This window comes from Novosphingobium sp. MBES04, assembly GCF_000813185.1.
GTDB classification, from domain to species: domain Bacteria; phylum Pseudomonadota; class Alphaproteobacteria; order Sphingomonadales; family Sphingomonadaceae; genus Novosphingobium; species Novosphingobium decolorationis.
Genome location: NZ_DF850489.1, coordinates 1,144,848 through 1,164,936, shown reverse-complemented (window position 1 = coordinate 1,164,936; position 20,089 = coordinate 1,144,848). Strand labels below are relative to the sequence as shown.

14 protein-coding genes and 1 pseudogene are annotated in these 20,089 nt (G+C 64.5%); 8 read left to right on the top strand and 7 right to left on the bottom strand.

All coding sequences use genetic code 11. From position 1 onward, the window contains the following. Positions 1-95 precede the first annotated feature (95 nt). Entirely contained in the window at positions 96-746 is a 651-nt protein-coding gene (locus tag MBENS4_RS18935; protein WP_039395513.1) for an RBBP9/YdeN family alpha/beta hydrolase, read from the top strand. A 210-nt stretch (positions 747-956) separates the two neighbouring features. Then, complete coding sequence (locus MBENS4_RS18930; RefSeq protein ID WP_242405016.1) at positions 957-3,455, top strand: TonB-dependent receptor; 2,499 nt, start codon at positions 957-959, stop codon at positions 3,453-3,455. A gap of 76 nt (positions 3,456-3,531) precedes the next feature. On the opposite strand, the gene MBENS4_RS18925 is transcribed toward MBENS4_RS18930, so the two are convergent. Genes MBENS4_RS18925 through MBENS4_RS18905 form a run of 5 tightly spaced genes read right to left on the bottom strand, consistent with a single transcriptional unit; the run spans position 3,532 to position 9,404 of the window. After that, the gene (locus MBENS4_RS18925; protein ID WP_039393696.1) at positions 3,532-4,395 is read right to left on the bottom strand and encodes a BadF/BadG/BcrA/BcrD ATPase family protein; all 864 of its coding nucleotides are present in this window, start codon (positions 4,393-4,395) and stop codon (positions 3,532-3,534) included. Beyond that, positions 4,392-6,128, bottom strand: coding sequence for a D-lactate dehydrogenase (gene dld / locus MBENS4_RS18920; protein ID WP_039393694.1), 1,737 nt, complete (start codon positions 6,126-6,128; stop codon positions 4,392-4,394). Before dld ends, MBENS4_RS18925 begins: the two co-directional genes overlap by 4 nt. Beyond that, the gene (locus MBENS4_RS18915; RefSeq protein WP_039393692.1) at positions 6,125-7,189 is read right to left on the bottom strand and encodes a beta-N-acetylglucosaminidase domain-containing protein; all 1,065 of its coding nucleotides are present in this window, start codon (positions 7,187-7,189) and stop codon (positions 6,125-6,127) included. The genes dld and MBENS4_RS18915 overlap by 4 nt, the downstream gene beginning before the upstream one ends. After that, entirely contained in the window at positions 7,186-8,352 is a 1,167-nt protein-coding gene (gene nagA / locus MBENS4_RS18910; RefSeq protein WP_039393690.1) for an N-acetylglucosamine-6-phosphate deacetylase, read from the bottom strand. The genes MBENS4_RS18915 and nagA overlap by 4 nt, the downstream gene beginning before the upstream one ends. Continuing rightward, a complete protein-coding gene (locus MBENS4_RS18905) occupies positions 8,349-9,404 on the bottom strand; it encodes an SIS domain-containing protein (RefSeq protein WP_039393688.1) in 1,056 nt (351 codons plus the stop codon). Before MBENS4_RS18905 ends, nagA begins: the two co-directional genes overlap by 4 nt. Before the next feature lie 118 nt (positions 9,405-9,522). Between MBENS4_RS18905 and MBENS4_RS18900 the strand changes: the two genes are divergently transcribed. From MBENS4_RS18900 to MBENS4_RS18875, 6 genes are all read left to right on the top strand, one after another. After that, positions 9,523-10,380 (top strand): protein phosphatase 2C domain-containing protein, encoded by an 858-nt coding sequence (locus tag MBENS4_RS18900; protein ID WP_039393686.1) that lies wholly within the window; start codon positions 9,523-9,525, stop codon positions 10,378-10,380. Beyond that, positions 10,380-11,522, top strand: coding sequence for an anhydro-N-acetylmuramic acid kinase (locus MBENS4_RS18895; RefSeq protein WP_052322546.1), 1,143 nt, complete (start codon positions 10,380-10,382; stop codon positions 11,520-11,522). The genes MBENS4_RS18900 and MBENS4_RS18895 overlap by 1 nt, the downstream gene beginning before the upstream one ends. A gap of 139 nt (positions 11,523-11,661) precedes the next feature. Beyond that, the gene (locus MBENS4_RS18890) at positions 11,662-14,388 is read left to right on the top strand and encodes a TonB-dependent receptor domain-containing protein (protein ID WP_039393685.1); all 2,727 of its coding nucleotides are present in this window, start codon (positions 11,662-11,664) and stop codon (positions 14,386-14,388) included. 139 nt (positions 14,389-14,527) lie between these two features. Continuing rightward, entirely contained in the window at positions 14,528-16,081 is a 1,554-nt protein-coding gene (locus MBENS4_RS18885) for a sodium:solute symporter (RefSeq protein ID WP_242405015.1), read from the top strand. 36 nt (positions 16,082-16,117) lie between these two features. After that, positions 16,118-17,011 carry an N-acetylmuramic acid 6-phosphate etherase gene (locus MBENS4_RS18880; RefSeq protein WP_199904454.1) on the top strand — a complete coding sequence of 298 codons (894 nt, stop codon included), beginning with the start codon at positions 16,118-16,120 and terminating at the stop codon, positions 17,009-17,011. A 2-nt stretch (positions 17,012-17,013) separates the two neighbouring features. After that, a complete protein-coding gene (locus tag MBENS4_RS18875) occupies positions 17,014-17,745 on the top strand; it encodes a GntR family transcriptional regulator (protein WP_039393679.1) in 732 nt (243 codons plus the stop codon). A gap of 129 nt (positions 17,746-17,874) precedes the next feature. On the opposite strand, the gene MBENS4_RS25540 is transcribed toward MBENS4_RS18875, so the two are convergent. Next, positions 17,875-18,189, bottom strand: coding sequence for an alkyl sulfatase C-terminal domain-containing protein (locus MBENS4_RS25540; RefSeq protein WP_144401002.1), 315 nt, complete (start codon positions 18,187-18,189; stop codon positions 17,875-17,877). Between the two features lie 132 nt (positions 18,190-18,321). After that, positions 18,322-19,865: pseudogene (locus MBENS4_RS24920) on the bottom strand (alkyl/aryl-sulfatase); the annotation flags it as partial. Positions 19,866-20,089 lie beyond the last annotated feature (224 nt).

The following is a 20,089-nucleotide window of genomic DNA, read 5'->3' as shown; positions in this document are numbered from 1 at the left end:
TTTCGCGGCCTCGCTCTGGCCCTGCCGATTTCGCTGACAGCCTGGGCCACGCTTGGCCTAGTCCTTTACGCGGCAGGCTCGTGAGGGGAATGCTCATGAACGATCTTGCAAATGCGGCCTTGGCGCCTGCTCTGCTTACCGTGCCGGGCATCGACAACAGCGGCCCCGGCCACTGGCAAACCATCTGGGAGCGCGAGGATGCGGCCTGCCGACGCGTTCAACTGGGAGCCTGGAGTGCGCCCGGCCGGGAGGCCTGGGTGAGCCGCCTCAACAGCGCCATTGCCGCCGCGACACGGCCGGTCATCCTGATCGCCCATTCCCTGGGCTGCCACGCCGTGGGCTGGTGGAATGCGGCTGAACCGGAACTGCTGTCTCGCGTGGCAGGCGCCTTGCTCGTCGCCCCGCCCGACGTCGAGTATGCTCCGATCGATCCACGGCTCCGCCCCTTCGGCCCGGTTGTCCGCAAGCGTCTCGCCTTTCCCGCGTTGCTCGTAGCAAGCCGGAATGATCCGTACGCCAGCTATGGCCATGCCCGGCGGATGGCGCGGATCTGGGGGGCGCCTATGGTCGATGCGGGGCCGATGGGGCATATCAATGCGGCCTCGGGCCTGCGCGATTGGCCTTACGGCAAGTACCTCGTCCAGCGCCTGATCGCGGCAGTAACGCCCCCGCCGCGCCCCCTGCTGGAGGCTGGCGCGCTGGCCACGTTGCTGGGGCAGGGTGAGGCCCCGCGCTCGCCACGCTGATATCTGGCATCACGTCCGGGATGCCGGAGGCATCCGGACGCAGTACAAATTCTCCGAGGGGAGGTGGGAGAGTGCACGGGCACATCCTGTCTCCCGCACGGCTGCCGGTGCCCCGCAAGCGTGCGGGCGCGGCTTTTCCAGAACACGATCAATGGCCTCGATCGCGCAGACCGGACCGCCGGATGCAGGGCACACTTCATGAGGGACCCAATGCATCTGACTTCGCGCCGATCCGGACTTGCCGGCTCCAACCACCTTGCATCGACCGCTCTTGCCACAGCGCTGATCCTGACCTTCCCGGTGAGCGCCATGGCCCAGACCCTGGAAGCGCCACCGCAAGGCGCAGAGGCGGGTGCAGGGCCGGATAATCCCACGTCGGTCGGCACCGGCGCGGCGGACCATGGCGAGATCTTCGTGACCGCACGGCGGCGCACGGAAACCGTGCAGGACGTCCCGATCGCGATCTCGGTCGTCGGCGGCGAGCACATCGACGCCACGGGCTCCTTCAACGTCGGACGCCTGCAGCAGTTGACCCCGACCTTGCAGTATTACAGCACCAATCCGCGCAACACGGCCGTGAACATCCGCGGCATCGGCGTGCCGTTCGGCCTCACCAACGACGGCATCGAACAGGGCGTGGGCATCTACGTCGACGATGTCTACTTCGCGCGCGTGGCTTCGGCGACCTTCGACTTCCTCGATGTCGAGCGGATCGAGGTGCTGCGAGGTCCGCAAGGGACACTCTACGGCAAGAACACCACGGCCGGCGCGATCAACATCGCCACGCGCCAGCCCACCTTCGACTTCGAGGGGCGTGCCGAAGTTTCCGTAGGAAACCTTGATTTTCGCCAGGCCAAGGCAGCTGTCTCGGGGCCGCTCTCCGAAACGGTGGCGGCCCGCCTCGCGCTTTCCTCGACCAGTCGGCGCGGAACCTTGTGGAACACGACCAGCGGACGCTGGATCAACGCGCAGGACAATCTGGGCCTGCGCGCACAGCTCCTGTGGCAGCCAAGCGCAAGCCTTTCGATCACGCTGGCCGGAGATTACTCGCAGCAGGACCCGGAGTGCTGCGGGACGGTCTACGTGCGGACCGGCCGGACGCAGCGCACGCTCAACCGGCAGTACGAGGCGCTAGCCGCCGCGCAGGGTTATGCGCCGCCCAGCACCGATGCCTTCGACCGCCTGACCGATCTGGACGCGTCGCTCAACGCGGGCAACAAGGTCGGCGGCGCGTCGCTGAAGGCAGTGTGGGACACCGGCATCGGCACGCTTACCTCGGTCAGCGCCTGGCGTTTCTGGGACTGGAAGCCCGAGAACGATCGTGACTTCACCGGCCTTGGCATCACCACCCTTAGCCAGAACCCATCCCAGCAGGACCAGTATACCCAGGAACTGCGCCTGTCGGGCGGGGAGGGGGCACTTGGCTACACCCTGGGCGCGTTCTTCTTTCAGCAGAGCGTCGACACACAAGGCAGCCAGCAGCAGGGGCCCGCAGCCAGCGCCTGGCTGATCAACCCTTCCAATCCACTCAGCGCGGACCCGAGCGTGCTCGACGGACTGACCGCGACCAACACCATCGGCCTCGATAACACGAGCGCCGCACTCTACGGCCAGGTCAATTGGCAACCGCTGGCGGGCCTCACGCTACGCCCGGGCGTGCGCCTCAATTACGACAGCAAGGACGGGGACTACGCCTCGGTCGTGACCAATGGGGAGGGGCAACGGGTCACGTACCAGAGCACGGATCCCCGGATCGTTGCGCAGCGTGCGGTGCTCGCGCCGCAGGCCTTCACCGTCGACTACGAGGACTGGAACTTCAGCTACGACCTGACCGCCAGCTACGAAGTCTCGGACGAGGTGCTCGTCTATGCAACCTATGCGCATACCTTCAAGTCGGGCGGGGTGAACCTCAACGGGGTTCCCTCCGATGCCGATGGTCGGCCCATCCTGGAGGCCGCGACGGTCGCCCCGGAAACGGTCAACCACTATGAAATCGGCGTGAAGGCGCGCTTTTGGGATCGCCGCGCCACGTTGAACCTCGCGGCTTTCCGCACCGACATTGCCAACTACCAGGCGCTCGTGACGAACGGCAGCCTGGGTGTCCTGCGTGGCTATCTCGCCAATGCCGGGCAGGTGCGTACTCAAGGGCTGGAGGCCGACCTCTCGATACGGCCGAGCCTGCGCTTCAATGCCTATGCCAACGCGGCCTGGACCGACGCCACCTACCGTAGTTTTACAGATGCACCGTGTCCGCCCGAGTTGTCTGGAGGAGCTTCGCCCCAGCCAGGACAGGAGCCCGACCAGCCCGGAACCCCCGGCGGGATCAGCCCCATCAATTGCGACATATCGGGCGCGCGGCTGCCCGGTGTCTCCAAACTGGCGCTCGCCTACGGGGCCGAAGGGAATGTGCCGGTCACGCTGCTCGGGCAGGAGGGTGCCGTCTATCTCGGGATCGACGGCAGCTACCGCTCGCGCTTCTCGAGCAATCCCACGCCCTCTGCCTACACCTGGGTCGAAGGCTATGCGCTCACCAACCTGCGCCTGGGCTTTCGTGGTGAGGCCGGCTTCGAGATCTTCGGATGGGTGCGCAACCTGTTCGATACCCGCTATTTCGAGCAGCTGCAGGTGCCCGGCGGCAATACCGGACTGATCGTGGGCACACCGGGCGACCCGCGTACCTACGGGCTCACCTTGAAGCATGTCTTCTGAGAAAATGCCTCGGGCGCCCTCGATCCTGAAAGGGCGGCCCGACGGAGTAGCCGATTGAACGGTTCGCGCGCGCAAACTAGGACCTACGGTACCCAGAGAGGCGCAGGGCGCCATCCAGAGCGTCGCCCAGAGGCTCGCTCAGGCGTTCGACGGTGCGTGCGCGCAGCCAGGGCTTCATACGGTGGGACAGGCCGCCGACAAGTACGCAGCGCGTCACGCCGCGAGCAAAGATCGTCTCGATGAAACGTTCAATGTGGCTGGCCGCGTCCTCGATGATGGACCGCGCGATTGGATCGTCAGCTTCGGCGTAGTCCATCACGAGCGGAGCGAATGTGCCGTAGTCACGCGGGGTTGCATTATCCATCCAGGCGATGGCCTGCGCGGTGTCGTGCCCGAAACGCTCAGTGACCGCGGCGCTCAGTTCGGTGCGGCGGGTGCGCCCGTCCAGCGCGCGAAGGGCGTGACGCATCGCGGAGAGGCCAAGGGCCGCGCCGCTGCCTTCATCCGAAATAGGAAAGCCGTATCCGCCGATGGTGTGGTCCTCGCCCGCGATGCGAAGCTGGGCAATGCTGCCGGTTCCGATAATGAGGATCGCGCCATCCTCTCCGGCATTGGCGCCCAGGTTCGCGATCTGGGCATCCGTGGCATAGCGGCAGGAGGCGAGGCCGAAATCGAACGCATCGAGGCCGTCCTGCACGCCGGGGCGGGTGATCCCGGCGATCCCCATGCCGCCGGCGATCGCGGCGCGCTGGGACGTCGTCAGCCCGGCTTGAGCGACCGCTTCGTTGATCGTGGCATTGAGTGTCTCGTAGAGCGCCTCCAGCCCGATCCTCGCGTTTGCGGCTCCCGCACGGCCCTCTCCGATCACGGTTCCTTGCGCGTCGATCAGGCGTGCGCGGCAATTGCTGCCGCCCGCGTCGATACCGAGAAAGTAGGTCATGTGCAGCCGTCTCCGTGGGGGGATGGGGAGGACCAGTGACGCCCACGCGCGGTCTGGCCGATGCCGGGGTTCAGCTGGTTGCGTGGATCGAGGCTCTGGTAGAATTCGGTCAGTTCGGGCTTGGCTATGTAGAGGTGGCCAACGTTATGCTCCGCCGGGTATTGCGCTCCGCGCGTGTCGAGCAGATCCCAGAGCGCATGTTCGAAACGCAGCGGGTCGGTGCCCTTGCGCACGATGTAATCCTGGTGAAATACTTGGCAGAAGAAGTGCCCGTAGTAGAGTGTGTGAAGGACTTTGCTTTCCAGTTCGGGCGGAAGGTGTTCTTCCCACTCCAGCGTGTTGCGCGGCAGGGCGACGTCGAGAGCGACGATATCTTCAACGGTCTCGGGATGGACCGCGCGGTAGCGCACGGCCGCCCCGGCTGCAACGAAGCGGTGCAGGAAGGCCTTGGCACTTTCCTGGGCGGTGCATTCGAAGTGGTCGGCCTGGCTGTCGCCGGGGAACAGTTCGGCGAGCAGGGCGCGGGTCGGTCCGACCTGGTCGTGGCTCACCTTCAGGATAAGATGATGCTCGAAGCGGGCGCGGAACTTGCGCATGCGCGTAGGCAGGTGATCGCCCAGGAAGCGTCCCGCCCACTGCATCATCCGGTCCGAGCGGCCGTCGCCGAAGACGGCGTCGAACCGGGACTTTGCCGAAAAGAGGGCGGGCAGTCGGTCGGTGCCAAGCCGCTCGATCGCGACGAACATGTCACGTCCGTAAACATCGGCGATGTCGAAGGCCGTCTCGTGCATGTACTCGCCCGCGATCGGGGGGAGTTCAAAGTCGCTGAGCATCGCACGGCGCAACCGGGTGAGACGGGCAGGATCGCGCGTCGCGATGTAGAAGGTGGTGGTCTCCTCCTCGCGTGCGAAAGTGTCGAGACGTACGGCGAAGACGATCAGCTTGCCCGCGCTACCGGCAGCTTCGAACAGGCAGCGCGGGTCCGCGTTGAAGCGCGCCGGGCTGGCGCTATCGATATCGCGCACATGGTCGAGATAGGCGTGATCATGTGCCCAGCTTCGGGTGGCGGGATCGATGTCGGATTCGGAAAAATCGCCTCGGTCGAGGCGCGCGAGAATCGTTTCGGGCGTGTCGCCAAGCGCGATGCCGAGATGGTTGACGAGGGCCAGCGTGCCATCTGGCTGGACCCGCGCGTAGAGGGCAAGCTGGGTATAAGCCGGGCCGCGCCGCACCAGCGAGCCGCCCGAATTGTTGCAGACCCCGCCGACGACCGAAGCGCCAAGACACGAAGAGCCGATCACCGAGTGGGGTTCGCGGCCGAACGGGCGCAGCGCCCGTTCCAGCCGGTTGAGCGTCGTCCCCGGCTGACAGAGAACCTGGGCGCCGTCCCGAATGACCCGCAGGTCGCCAAGCCGCGTCGTTGAGATAATGACGAGGCCGCCAGGGTAATCGCCCCCGTCCGGGGTCGAGCCGCCGGTCAGGCCCGTGTTCGATGCCTGCATGATGATCGAGACATCGGCGGCGACGCAGGCGCTGGCGACCTGCCACAATTCCAGGAGGCTTCCGGGCCGCACAACAGCGATTGCCGGACCATTGCCTGTGCGATAGCCCTTCCGGTACCGTGCCGTAGCGCGCGAGGATGTCAGCACGTGGCGACGCCCGACCACGGCGCGCAAGGCGCTCAGGAGGTCGCCGGTATCGGGTCTCGGCAGGGCCGGTATCACAGATGTCATTGGGTTTGGACCTCGTCATCGCGCATCAGGTCCTCGCCATCCAGCCAGCGCATGATTTCACGTGCCGCGGGATGATCGAGCGATGCGTAGCGCTCGCGCAATCGGTCGGCGCGTGGGCCGAGGCGTTCGTGGCCGATGTCGTGCAGGGCGGCAAGATCCTCCATCAGGCGTTTTGCGAATTCGGGCCCGAGGTGCGTGCGAGCCACTTCGGCGAAAGCAGCGCCATAGGCGTAATCTTCAGCTTCGGCATAGACCATCGGCAAGGTGAGTGCGGGAAGGCAGGACAAATGGGCCTGAATCGCAGGATTGACGGCATGGCCCGCGATGTGCGCGGCGTTTGCCGCAGGCCGTCCGGTGAAGGCACGCAGGTGCAGGAAGCGCGACATGCGCGCGCCATCGTTTACCGGATAGTTGTCCCACAGCGTGACCTTGCGGCCCAGTTCCCGCGTGACCCGAGCCAGATGCGCGGGCTCGATTGCCCGCGAGCACACTTCCTCGCCGGTCCAGTAGACCTCGATCCCGGGTGCAAGGTGCCGGCCGAGATTCGAGAGATAGTCCTTCGGGCGCGCGCCGAAGACGACATTGAGCACCGGATCGTCGGAATAATAGGTAGGGCAGGTGAATATCCGCCCGGCCCTAGTGCGTTCGGCCGCGAAGTTGACTACGTCCGCCTGGCGCCGGGCAAGATCCGGCAGATCTCCTCGAAGATCGTCGAAGAAGATGCACAGATCGTCGAGGCCGATGGCGTCGAGTTCGGCGATGCGCCGGGCGAGGTCGTCGCGGGCCGCGCCATCGAAAGGATGCGTGGCGCCGATCGGGGTGAGACCGATCCCGAAACGCAGGCCAAGGCCTCTGCAGAAGGCCGAGAATTCGGAGAGTTCCGCGGTCTCTTCGGGGCTGTGCGCGCGCTGCCATTCCCGCCGCAGGGCGCGGTCTGCCTTGGGGGCGTGATGGTAGAAGCCAAAGCCGCCTTCCGCGAGCGTGCGGGCGACATGGCGCCGCTCCTCCGCGGTCCACGGACGGCCAAAGCGTCCGTCTATCAGCCCGAGTTCGGGGGTCATTCGCAATGGTCCTCGCGCGTGCCCGCAATCCAGGTCGCTTGCACGTGCCGTTCGTCGTTGAGGTGGACCAGATCGGCTTGAAGGCCGGGCGCAATTTCGCCTACCTCCTCGTCGAGGCGCAGGAAACGGGCGGGATTGCCGCTCGCCATGCGCGAAGCGCTGACCAGATCGCAGCCCATGAAGTCCATCGCGTTGCGCAGAGCTTCGGCCATGGTCAGCGCCGATCCCGCAAGCGTCCCGTCCGATCCCTTGCAGGTGCCGTCACGCATGATGATCTCGCGGCCCATCAGCGTGAATTTGCCTTTGGTGCCGCCCACCGGGGGCATGGCATCGGTGACGAGCATGATGCCGTCGTCCCCGCGTGCCAGTCGTGCGACCCGAAGGCTGGCGGGATGGACATGGCGGCCATCGGCGATCAAGCCGAAATGCGTCGTGCGGCTTTCCAGTGCCGCGCCCACGAGCCCGGGCTCGCGGCTGAGGAACTGCGTCATCGCGTTGAAGAGGTGGGTGAAACCGGCAAGGCCCTCGTCCAGCGCGTTGCGAGCGTCTTCATAGGTCGCCAGGCTGTGTCCGGCACAGACCAGCACGCCCGCTTCGGCAAGGCGTCGCACGGCTCCGACCGGTGCCAGTTCGGGCGCCAGCGTGACGATCCGGCGTCCTTTCGTCGGCGCGGCAAGCCGTTCGACGATGCCCCCGTCAATGGGCACGATGCGGCTTGCATCGTGAATGCCCTTCTTGGCCGGGTTGAGGTGAGGTCCTTCGATGTGCAGGCCCAGCAGGCCTGGCATCCCTTCGGCAAGAGCGCTTTCACCCGCGGCAAGAGCCGTATCTACGACCGAGAGGTGGTCGGTGATGAGGGTGGGCAGGAGGCCGGTTGTCCCGAAGCGTCGATGCGCCGCGATGATCGTGCGCAGGCCCGTTTGCGTAGGCGCGTCGTTGAACAGGACGTCTCCGCCTCCGTTCACCTGCGTATCGATGAAGCCGGGCAGCAGATAACCGCCGCCAAGGTCCTGCACGAGGACGCCGTCCGGAACCGAACTGTCCGGTACGAGGCTGGCGATCCGCCCATCCTCGATAAGGAGGGCATGCGCATCGAGGATCCCGGACGGCGTGACGATCCGTGCCCCGGTAAGGGCCGCGTCAGGGGCGCTTGGTCGGGTCATAGCGTGCGCGTCACCTTGTTGAGATGGGGTGGGCTATCGGGGTCGTGGCCTCTTGCGATGGAGAGAGCGTTGGCAAAGCCGTAAAAGCTCTGGATCTGTGCGATGGCGGCCAGCACGGGGTGTGCCGTGGTCGTTGCAGGAAGCTTCAGGCGTGCGGCCTCGATGTCTTCGGCATGGCCAGCCGCGATGACCTGCGCGCCGCGCGCGGTGAAATCGGCAAGGCGTTCTCGAAGGCCGGTGCGGGCCTCGTCCAGCGGGGCCAGTGCCAGAACCGGGTCCGTGTCGCCCACGAGCGTCATCGGGCCGTGCGCGACTTCAGCGCTGCTGAAAGCCTCGGCGTGGAGGCGCGACGTTTCCTTGAGCTTCAAGGCGGCCTCGCCCGCGATGGCCAGCGTCGGGCCGCGGCCCAGCACCAGCATCTGCGTGGCATCGCGAACCAGCGCGACCGCATCGCTCCAGTCGGCGCGTGCGGCCTCTTCCAGTACATCGCCGGTCGCGTCGAGCGCGGCGAGGAGGGCCGGGTCCTGGCTCCACTCTGCGGTCAGGTGCATCAGCGCAACCAGCGTGCAGATGAAGCTCTTGGTCGCCGCGACGCTGGTTTCCGGACCTGCGTGAACAGGGATCACAATCTCGGCCAGTTCGGCGAGGGGGGAGGCCGTATCGTTCACCAGCGCAACGATGAGCGCGCCCTGCTTCTTCGCGTCTTCGGCGGCGGCCAAAAGGTCTGGGCTGCGGCCCGACTGTGAGATCGCAAGAACGGGGATGCCCTGAAAGTGCGGCGATGTCGCGTGGTAGAGCGAGCCGATCGAGGGGGCGTGGCTCAGAACGGGAATCCCGGCGTGACGTTCGAGAAGGAACTTGCCGAACCCTGCTGCCTGATCCGAACTGCCGCGCGCAAGAGTGGCGGCGAAAGGTGGTGCCAGTCGGCGCAGCCGGGCACCGGCTTCACGAACCAGTGCGGCGTTGCGGTGGAGCTGTTCGCTGGCACGGTGAGGAGCTTCGGCGGCTTCGCGCGCCATTTGCGTGGTGAGATCGGGGCGTTTCGAGTGCATGGCGGCGTTAATACCATTCTTTGTGTTTGACTCAAGTGGCATTAAAATGGTTTTATCTGATTTGTGTCGGGCGCTCGGGAGCGGCCCAAGGAATGGAACGTCTGAAGGAGCCTTTGCGTTGCTCACGATTGAGATTGCGGCCTCGGATGGTCAGGGCGATGTCAATGAGGACTGCGTCGGCCACTGCGGCTCGGCAGCCTGGGTCATCGACGGCGCAACAGGTGTGGGAGGTCGCCTGACCGACGCGCCCAGTGATGCCGCCTGGCTGGCGAGAACGGCGAATGACCTTCTTGCTCAGATACTGGTGCGAGACCCGCAGATCCCGACCGTCGAATTGATCCGTGAGGTGACGACGGGCTGCGCGGAGCGGTTGGGCGCCATCGCGACACGCTTGCCCACGGCGGCGCACGAACTTCCTTCGGCAGCCTTCGCAATGGTTCGGGTCATCGGGGACGAGGCTGAGTTGACGACGCTTGCCGACTGCCGAATTGTCGCGGAAGCGCGCGACGGCGAGGCGGCTCTGTTCGGAAGCTCGCCGCTGGATGCGCGCGGAGCGGAGTTGGTCGAGGAAATTCGAAACCACCTTGGTGTGGATCCCGAAATGTCGTCCGATGAACTTGGCCGACGGCTCCTGCCCGGGTTGCAGGCCATGCGGAGCACGATAAACCGGGATGGGGGCTACTGGGTGCTGGGCACCAGCCCGGAAGCCGCCGATCACCTATGGCAGATGCGAATCCCTCTCTCGCCAGGTGCGCGATTTGCCATCGCGAGTGACGGGTTTCTGCGCCTGATCGAGATGTTCGGCGAGGCGGATCCAGCAGACCATCTGGCCATTTGCGATGTTCGGGGCTGGACGGATTGGCTGAACCGGCTGCGGTCACTCGAATGTGCACCGGGAAGTCGTCGCCGGTTTCCGCGCGTCAAGATTCATGACGATGCGAGCTTGCTTGTATGCCGCTGGGAAGGGGATATCTGATGCGGGTCATGGGCTTCATGAGCGGCACGTCATTGGATGGAGTTGACGTCGCAATCATCGAAACAGACGGCCGAGATGACGTGGTGCAGGGGGCGACCGGCTTCGCGGCGTTTTCGGATGGAGAGCGCGCCATTCTTGCGCGAGCGACACGCGACGCCCTGGCCTGGAATGGCTATGGCGACCAGCCCGCCAGCCTTGCGGGTGCCGCTGGCGTGATCGAGGCGGCGCACGTTTTGGCGGGGCGCGACCTGCTCAGCCGTTGCGGGCCGGTCGATCTCATTGGCTTCCATGGTCAGACCGTGCTGCATCGTCCCGAACGGGGACTGACTTTGCAGATCGGAGACCCGCAAGTCGTCGCCGATGGACTGGGTGTGCCGGTGGTTGCCCAGATGCGCCAGGATGATCTGCAGGCAGGTGGGCAGGGCGCACCGCTGGTTCCGGCCTACCATGCGGCGCTGGCCCGAAGTCTCGGGTGCCCTGGCCCCGTGGCGTTCCTCAACATCGGCGGTGTGGCGAACCTGACCTGGATCGGGCGCGATGGCGCACTGGTGGCATTCGATACCGGGCCGGGAAATGGTCTTATTGATGAGGTGGTGCAGGCATGCGGCGTCGGTCGTTACGACGATGGCGGGCGTCTGGCCCGTGCGGGGCGGGTCGATCAGGAGCGACTCGCGAAGCTACTGGAGCATCCCTATTTCCGGGGCAGAGGTGCGCGGTCGCTGGACCGATATGATTTCGCGCTGGACTGGGCGGAAGGGCGCAAGCTGGAAGATGTGGTGGCAACCTTGACGGCTTTTACGGCTGAAGCTGTGTGCCTGGCACTCGATCATATCCCCGAAGCCCCTGATCTATGGGTTTTATGTGGGGGAGGGGCGCATAACCCCGCTATGGTCGATGCGCTGCGCCAGCGTCTTGGCGCGTGTCGCCTTGCCAGCGATCTCGGCCTTCGTGGCGATTACATCGAGGCCGAGGCCATGGCCTATCTGGCCGCGCGCAGTCTGGCAGGATTGCCGCTGACCTGGCCGGAGACGACTGGCGTGCGCACAGCGTCGACGGGCGGGCGGCTCTGGCAGCCGGGGGGGGGGCGCATACCCTTGGCTGATGCCCCGTCTGTTGGGTGCCGGGCTGCTGCGACACTGTAAATAGTACCAGTGAGATACCAATGTTTGCATGTATGAAACAGGTATGCCATGCTCTCCATCGCATCCGGATGTGCTCGCATCGCCGATTCCCTGGCGGGGCAAGCCGGGTTCAGGGATAGAGAATAAGGGGAAAATCATAATGATTAAGTCACCACGGCACGCGGTTGCGTGGACCGCGCTCGCTGTCGCGCTTGCGTCTGCCCCCACGGCGGTTTTCGCGCAGGCTGAGGATGCCACTTCTTCCGACAACGCTGGCGGACAAGGCAATGACATCATCGTCACGGGCACGCGCATTTCCGTGCCCGGTCTTGTTTCGAGCAGCCCGGTTGCGACCACTGACCAGGAGCAGATCAAGCTTCAGTCGGCCCTGACCATCGAGGATTTCTCGACCAAGGTCCCCCAGCTTTCCGGCGGTGCTCGTCAGGGCTCGCAGGGAAGTGATGCATTTGGCGCGCATGTCCTCGAACTGCGCAATTTCGGTCAGAGCCGCACGCTCGTCCTGATCGACGGCACCCGAGCGACGCCGTTCAGCTTCCGCAACTCGATTGATGCGAACTCGATCCCCGCCTCGCTGATCAAGCGTGTCGACGTGCTGACAGGCGGTGCGGCCGCCGTCTATGGTGCTGATGCCGTGGCGGGCGTCGTCAATTTCGTGCTCGACGACGAATTTGAAGGTGTGAAGGGCACCGCGACCACCCGTCTTTCGCAGCATGGCGGCGCGCAATACGGCGGTGCCCTGACTCTCGGAACCGGGGTAGGTGATCGCGGGCACATCGTCCTTGCGATGGACTACACGCAGCGCGACATGATCCGCGCGGGCGACCGTGACTGGGCCGAGACGCCGGGAACGACGCTCCCCAGCCTCGGCGGCACATACACCGATGTCGCGAGTGGGAACACCTTTGGCTACACCGACGCCGGGGCGTTCACGACCTCCCCTTCGGCAACCTCCAACATTAGCGCGCGCTATCCGCTCGTTTCGGGACTCAAGCGTTTCAACGCGACCGCGCTCTACAAATATGAGATCACGCCGGACATCGAAGTCTATGGCCGTGTCATGTACACCAACGTCCGCTCGACCGAGACGGGCACCGTCGGCGCCACGCCGGTTGCGCTGAACGAGACGGTCTCGATCCTGGAATCCAATCCCTATCTCACCGACGACATTCGCAACCAGTTGACCTTCGTCGACGGAGCGGCGGCGGTGAACGTGTCGCGGTCGCTCAACCAGATCGTGATGTACCACACCGATCGCGATACCTTCCAGGCTCAGACGGGTCTGCGCGGCGGGCTGACGCCTGCGACGAACTGGAACATCTACGCGCAATACGGCCGTTCAAGCGAATCCACCGACATCACGGGTGACGGCATTCGCAACGCCCCGTCGGGTGCCTCGATGTTCTCCACGATTGCCAACAGCACGAACATCTTTGCACAGGATGGCTCGCTCGAGGATGCTCTGCTCAGCGACTTCAGCAGCTTCCATCGTGACCGCGACCAGTTCGTCACGGCCGCCAACCTCAGCGGTACGCTCGACGATTTCCTGACCCTTCCGGCAGGTCCTATCGGCTTCTCGCTGGGCGTGGAATACCGCCGCGAGACTGCCAGCATCGATCAGGATTCCGCGCTGCTTAACGGCACGACCTACCGCGAAGGCGTGCAGGCGGCCTACCGTGGTTCGTTTGATGTGGCCGAGCTCTACGGCGAATTGCTCGTGCCCGTGCTGCACGACATTCCGCTGATCGAGAAGTTCGATGTGGGCGGCGCGTACCGTCTCTCGAAGTACGACAAATGGGGAACGCACGGAACCTGGAAGATCGAGGCGAACTGGAAGGTCGATTCCAACGTGCGTCTGCGCGGCACTTACCAGCGCGTTCTGCGTACGCCCAACTTCGGGGAGTTTGCGGGCGGCACCTCTTCGCTTGCGTTCAGCAGCCTCGTGACCGTCGATCGTCTGCGTCCGCGTTACGGCGGTGACCCGTGCGTCCTTGGAACCGGCGATGCTGCACAGTGCGCGCGCTTTGGAGCGCCGGCCGCCGGTTCGGTGGATTCGACTGCAGCGGGTTACCTCACAGGCAACTACTACTATGGCGGCAACCCCGATCTGCAGCCGGAAACCGGGCACACCAAGACCCTTGGCGCGGTGTTGACGCCGACGTTCCTGCCCGGCCTCACCGCGACGGTGGACTGGTACGAGCTGGACCTTCGCGGTGCCGTGGGCGTCATCCAGCCGATCGCTGCGATCACAAGCTGCTACATCACCGATCCGAGTGCCGGAAATCCGCTGTGCCAGCTTGTTACGCGCAACGACGACGGCTCGTTCCGCGATGCCTACGTCAATAACCAGAACCTGGGCCGTATTCTCCAGCGCGGGATCGATATCGGCGTGACCTACACGCTCTCGCCCGATTGGATCCCGGGTGACGGCCTGCGCCTGCGTTATCAGGGCAATATCGTCACCTCCTACAAGATCCAGGCGAACGCGACCGTGGATGCGGTGCAGTGCAAGGGCACCTTCGGGGCCACCTGCTCGAGCGATGGTACCACGCTCGTTCAGCCCGATTACCGTCACACCGCCGGCGTTTCGTGGCTGTTCGACAAGGGGCTGATCCAGTTTGACTGGCAGCGGATCAGCAAGGTCCGTTCGAGCGCAGCGGGCTCGACGGCCACGATCTCCGCACAGAACACCTTCGATCTTTCGGCCTCGTACGAATTCGAAAAGGGGATCACGATGACGGCAGGTATCTACAACCTGTTCGACAAGGATCCGCCGTTCGTTTCGAGCGGGGGCGTGTTCAATACCTTCCCGGACACCTATGACATTCTCGGACGAACCATCGGCCTCTCGCTGAGCGCCCGTATCTGAGAATAGCAGCGCGTTCCGGCACCGGGCCCTCCTCCTCAGGCCGGGTGCCGGATACGTTTGCAGGCACGTACCGGCGCCGCGCGGTGCCGGTACGTGCCGAAGGCCATGTCCCCTCGGGTAGTGGAGTAAGAGTTTGTCGTTGCCGTTTTCGTTTCTGGACTGGCTGGTCATCGCCGCCTACCTTTTCCTCCTGGTTGCCGGAGGCTGGATTTTCACGCCGCGCAAGACCGCTTCGGCGCGCGACTATTTCCTTGCAGGCGGGACCGTTCCGGCCTGGCTCGCCGCAATTTCAGTTCTTTCAGCGACGCAGTCGGCGGCGACATTCCTCGGCGGGCCGGATTACGGCTACCATGGGGACCTCACTTATCTCAGCGGCAATATCGGCGGATTGATCGGGGCTATCTTCGTGGCCCACATCATGATCCCGCGCTTCTATGCGATCAAGGCGACGACAGCCTATGAATTGCTGACCTTGCGCTTCAGCGAGAAGGCTACGCGCTGGGCCGGAGGCATGTTCCTCGTCGGGCGTGTCTTTGCAGGTGGTGCGCGCGTCTATCTGGCTGCCATCGCGCTGGCGATGGTGATCAGCGGCACGGTCGATGCCAGCGGTATCATGATCACTGCTGCGGTGCTGGTGATCGCAAGCGTGCTGTTCACGTTTGTGGGCGGCCTGAAGTCGGTCCTGTGGAACGACCTTATCCAGTTCATCGTCTATCTTGGCTCGGCCATCGCGGTGCTGGTCTTCCTGCGCCTCTCGATTCCGGCCTCGACCGGCGAGATCGTGCAGGGGCTGATGCAGACACCGGAAGGTGTGAACAAGCTACGGCTGTTCGATTTTTCGCTCGATCCCTCGCATCCCTTCTCGATGCTGGGTGTCGTGACGGGCCTTGCGCTTCTCTACATCGCCAATGCGGGCATGGACCAGGATACGACCCAGCGCCTGCTTTCCTGCGAGGATGCAAGGACAGGGGCCAGGAGCCTTTATCTTTCGGTGTTTGCAACCGTGCCCGTGGTTGGCATGTTCATTGTCATCGGGCTGTTGCTGTACGTCTTCTATGATCGGCCGGACCTGATGGGCGGCGCAACGGCGATCGCCGGCAACGAATTCGGCGGTGAGAAGATCAGTATTTTCATGCACTATATCCTGACCCAGCTGCCCGCTGGCCTGCGCGGCCTCGTTACGGTCGGGATCTGTGCGGCGGCGGTGGCGACCACCAATTCGGCGCTCAACGCCATGTCTTCGGTGCTTATCCAGGATTTTTATCGGCCCTGGCGCGAGACGCGTGGCTCTGTCGAGGAGCACCACTTCGTGCAGGCCGGGCGCGCGGGCATGGGTGTGATCGGCTTTGCCATGTTCCTGATGGCGATCGTGTCCTTCTACTGGCAGCGCTACACCGAGATGGGCCTGCTGGAATTTGCGCTGCAGGTTATGGTTTTCACCTACGCAGGCTTGATCGGTGTTTATTTCACGGCGCTGTTCACGCGGCGCGGGAGCACGGGTTCGGTCATTGCCTCACTTCTGATCGGCTTCGTCACGGTGCTGCTCCTGCAGCCGGGTATCGCCGGGACGCTGGGGCTGCCCGCAGTTCTCCTGGGTCTTTCGTTCCCCTTCCAGCTTTGCATCGCCTCGCTGGTCGCCTTCTGTGTCTGTGCCGTCGTGCCCGGGGAAGCCCCGCGCCCCGTTCCCGCCTGACAGTCCTGCCCCTCATGCGAATACGACAAGGATATGATGAAAACTGAAGCGCTCGATCCGCGCTACCGCGATCTCGAATTCTGGCCCACCCAACAGGCGGTGGAGGCCATGCTCGAAGGGCAGATGGCGGCCGTTGCCGCAATCCATTCCCAGACCACGGCGATTGCGGCGGCGGCAGAGGCCGCAGCGGAAAGGCTGGGGACGAGCGGACGTCTCGTGTTCGTGGGGGCCGGGACCTCGGGACGCCTTGGCGTGCAGGACGGCGTGGAGCTGAATCCGACCTTCGGCTGGCCGATGGAACGTCTCGTGTTCCTGATGGCGGGCGGTCTCGATGCCATGACCGAAGCCTATGAGGGTGCCGAGGATGACAGCGAGTCCGCGCGCGCCGAAATCGCACAATCCAGGATCTGCCGTGAGGACGTGGTGATCGGTATCGCGGCGAGCGGCCGCACGCCCTATACCATCGCGGCAGTGGAAGCCGCGCGTGCTGCCGGTGCGCTCACCATCGCGGTAGCCAACAACGCAGGATCGGTTCTGGCCGCCTGCGCCGAGCATGCGATCGTTGCCGTCACCGGCAGCGAGGTCCTGGCCGGCTCCACGCGCATGAAGGCGGGAACCGCGCAGAAGGCGATCCTCAACCTCCTCTCGACGGCGATCATGCTTCGCATGGGCCTTGTCTACGATGGCCGCATGGTGGCGATGCGCATCACCAACGAGAAACTGTTGCAACGCGGGTGCTCTATGGTTCAGGATATCGCTGGGGTGGATGAAGCTGCTGCGATGGCCGCGCTGGACTTGGCGAGGAACGATATCCGGCTGGGCATTCTGGTTGCGAAGGGGCTTTCGGCGGAGGAAGGCGCCCGACAGCTCGCCACCTCGGGAGGGGACCTGCGTCGGATACTCCCGGCGCTCGAACGGCGAGAGAGCTGACAATGGGGGAATTTGTCTGGACGCGAAGCGACGAGGGCACACCGCTCTATCTGCAACTTGCGCGATCCTTGCGCGAGCAGATCGGCAAAGGCGTTCTTGAAGCAGGAAGCGCCTTGCCGTCCGAGCGCGATCTTTGTGCGTTGGCGGGGCTTTCGCGGGTGACGGTTCGCAAGGGTATCGAACAGCTTATCGATGAAGGCGTTCTCGTGCGGCGGCAGGGGTCCGGTACCTTCGTCGCCCGCCGTATCGAGGCGCCGGGCGAAAAGTTGAGCAGTTTCAGCGATGAAACACGATTGCGCGGCGAAAATCCGGGGGTGGTCTGGATCAGCCGTTCCTACGCCCGCCCCACGGAGGAAGAAGCGAGTGTTCTGGGCATCACCGCTTCGGAGCGTGTGGTACGGCTCAGCCGGGTACGACTTGCCGGTGGTGAACCGCTTGCGATCGAGAACGCCGTGCTTCCGGCCGAATTCCTGCCCGATCTCGAAGGGCTGGGGGATTCACTTTATGAGGCGCTTGAAGCGCATGGCCACCGGCCTGTCTCGGGCACCCAGCGGGTGCGTGCTTCTCTGGCGACACCCACCGAGGCCGGTATACTGTGTATCGAGCACAATTCCGAAGTCCTGCGCATCGAGCGCACGACGACGACGACGGATGGGCGCGCGATCGAATTCACCCGCTCGGTCTATCGCGGTGATCGGTACGAGTTCGTGACCGAGTTGCGCCAAGTCTCCTGATTTCGCGGGCTCGTCAGCGCGCATCGGCAAGCGACACTTCGCGGCGCACTTTCAGACTGCGAAATATTGAACTCAAGTCGTGTCGCAGACCGAGGTGGCCCTTATGGGCGGGCGAGACCGCCGGCCTGGTTATGGTCCCGGTGTCACCAGGCCGAAGTTACCGGATGGCGCCTTGAACAGGGATGTAAATCGCGTGAGCAACTTCTGTTCGGCCTCGGGCACCTCGCCGGGAACCGGCCTATGGGTGATGGCCGCCACAAATTGCGCGCGAGTCAGCTGCAAAAGAGGGGCTTGGGGGAGGTCCGATCCGAGCGGTTGATGGACAAGCACGCCATTGCGGATCGAAATCTGTTCGCCTGTCTCGGCCTCGGTCTCGTCGGTAAGTTTCAGATTGAAGGCCATCGGGGATGCAAGGGCCCTGTCCGGAACGAGGCGGACTGCCATCAGATCGAGTATGTCGCTCAGTGGCAGGTTCGGTATCGTTCCCGCAAGAGAATCGAACTGGCCTGTCCGGATACCTTCGCGCAGCTCTCGGGCCCCGGAGAGGAACTGGTTGCGCCATTGCGAGCTGGTGGCCTGGTACCCCTGCTGTTCGAGGCTGTCGGCCAGGGCAAACCGGGCGGCCTCGTTGTCCGGTTCGGCGAAGACGAGGTACGACAGCAGCTCGGAAGCCCACCGGTAGTCGCCCGCGGCCATGGCCTCCCGCCCCTTTGAAAGGACCGCCTGCGCGCCCCCCATGCTTCGACGTGCTTGCGTCCCGACGCTTCGGGAGGGAGCGGGTTGAGATGGGCGGGATTGCCGTCGTACCAGCCAAGATAGCGTTGGTAGACCGCTTTGGAATTGTGGCTGAGGGTGCCGTAATAGCCCTGATTGAACCAGCGTTGCCCCAGCGCCGGAGGCAGGGCGAGTGCTTCGGCGATTTCCTGTCCGTTCTGCCCGTCATTCATCATCCGCACGCTCTGGTCATGCAGGTACTTGTAGGTGTCGCGCTGCGAAGACAGGAAATCGAGGATCTTGGCATTGCCCCAGCGCGGCCAGAAATGCGACGTGATCAGGGTGTCGGTACGGCTGCCGAAACGCCGCAGGGCATGGGTGAGCCCGTCCGCCCATGACTTTGCATCGCGCACCTGTGCACCGCGCAGGGTCAGGATGTTGTGCAGGCTTCCATTGGCGACTTCCGCCATGTCGAGCACGCGCAGCTGCGGCATGTAGATTGCCATTTCCGCGGGCGCCTCGGTGCCGGGCAGGTACAGAAATTCGAAATCGATGCCATCGATGGTGAGTGGTTTGCCGTCGTCTGCGGCCTCGCCGATTTCAAGGGTCGGTCGCAGCATACGGTTGGTGCCCGGACGCAGGCGGTTGAAGGCGGGGCCGATGCCGTCGCTGATGTCCGCTCTTGGCCCCACACCGATGAGATGGCCGAAGGCGTACATCGTGCGCCGGCTCATCGCCGGTCCGGCGATCACGTTTTCGGACACCGCCTCCTGATAGAAGTGCTTCGGGGCAACGATTGGTATCGCGCGCGCCTTCGCTTCTTCGGGAGAGATGACGCCCGCAGCGCCGCCGAAATGATCGATATGCGAATGGGTGTAGATCACGCCGGTAACCGGCCGGTCGCCAAGCGTATCGCGGACAAGCTGCATCGCCGCGCGGGCCGCCTCGACCGTGGTCAGTGTATCGATAACGACATTGCCCTTGTCGCCCAGAACGACGGTCAGGTTGGCAAGTTCGATACCCCGGACCTGATAGACCCGGTCGGTGACCTTGAAGAGGCCCGCGTTCGCCAGCAGCCGAGCGTTGCGCCACAAGCTGGGATTGACGGTCGCCGGGCGCTCTCCTTCAAGGATGTCCGTATCGTGCAGGTCACGCACGAGATTACCCTGCGCATCGCGGATCTCGCGCGATGGGATCGTCGCGACCAGGCCGCGCGTGGCCAGGGCCTCGTCCTCCCGATCCTCCCAGGCCAGCGAGCCGGTGGTCTCCTCGAAATATCGGCGCGTCGCTTCGGAGGCATCCTTTGAGGCCGCATCGCGCGCCTCATCCGCCCGTGCCGGGCTTGGGGTTCGGGCCAAGAGCGCGACGGCGGCAAGGCTTAGAAGAAGTCGGGCCTTGGGTTTCATCGTGCATTCCTTCCCATCTTCGTGCGCGGGCACTTGCGGCCCGTCCTGTTCGGATTTTCCGCCGCGCCACCCGCGCGGCACGCCTGCCCTTGAGAAGGGCGGCATTGGCAGGGAGGCCTCTTGCGGCCACGCCGGATTTACGGATTTCTTCGGGGCCTGAAATCCCCGCCCCGCCACTCCACGACACCCTCCTATAGGATGGGGCTCCGAAATTTCGGTGCGAA

Excerpts from the sequence above, each read along its gene's own strand:
- MBENS4_RS18935 (WP_039395513.1), top strand. The coding sequence starts at position 96 with ATGAACGATCTTGCAAATGCGGCCTTGGCGCCTGCTCTGCTTACCGTG.
- MBENS4_RS18930 (WP_242405016.1), top strand. The coding sequence starts at position 957 with ATGCATCTGACTTCGCGCCGATCCGGACTTGCCGGCTCCAACCACCTT.
- MBENS4_RS18925 (WP_039393696.1), bottom strand. The coding sequence starts at position 4,395 with ATGACCTACTTTCTCGGTATCGACGCGGGCGGCAGCAATTGCCGCGCA.
- dld (WP_039393694.1), bottom strand. The coding sequence starts at position 6,128 with ATGACATCTGTGATACCGGCCCTGCCGAGACCCGATACCGGCGACCTC.
- MBENS4_RS18915 (WP_039393692.1), bottom strand. The coding sequence starts at position 7,189 with ATGACCCCCGAACTCGGGCTGATAGACGGACGCTTTGGCCGTCCGTGG.
- nagA (WP_039393690.1), bottom strand. The coding sequence starts at position 8,352 with ATGACCCGACCAAGCGCCCCTGACGCGGCCCTTACCGGGGCACGGATC.
- MBENS4_RS18905 (WP_039393688.1), bottom strand. The coding sequence starts at position 9,404 with ATGCACTCGAAACGCCCCGATCTCACCACGCAAATGGCGCGCGAAGCC.
- MBENS4_RS18895 (WP_052322546.1), top strand. The coding sequence starts at position 10,380 with ATGCGGGTCATGGGCTTCATGAGCGGCACGTCATTGGATGGAGTTGAC.
- MBENS4_RS18890 (WP_039393685.1), top strand. The coding sequence starts at position 11,662 with ATGATTAAGTCACCACGGCACGCGGTTGCGTGGACCGCGCTCGCTGTC.
- MBENS4_RS18880 (WP_199904454.1), top strand. The coding sequence starts at position 16,118 with ATGAAAACTGAAGCGCTCGATCCGCGCTACCGCGATCTCGAATTCTGG.
- MBENS4_RS18875 (WP_039393679.1), top strand. The coding sequence starts at position 17,014 with ATGGGGGAATTTGTCTGGACGCGAAGCGACGAGGGCACACCGCTCTAT.
- MBENS4_RS25540 (WP_144401002.1), bottom strand. The coding sequence starts at position 18,189 with ATGGCAGTCCGCCTCGTTCCGGACAGGGCCCTTGCATCCCCGATGGCC.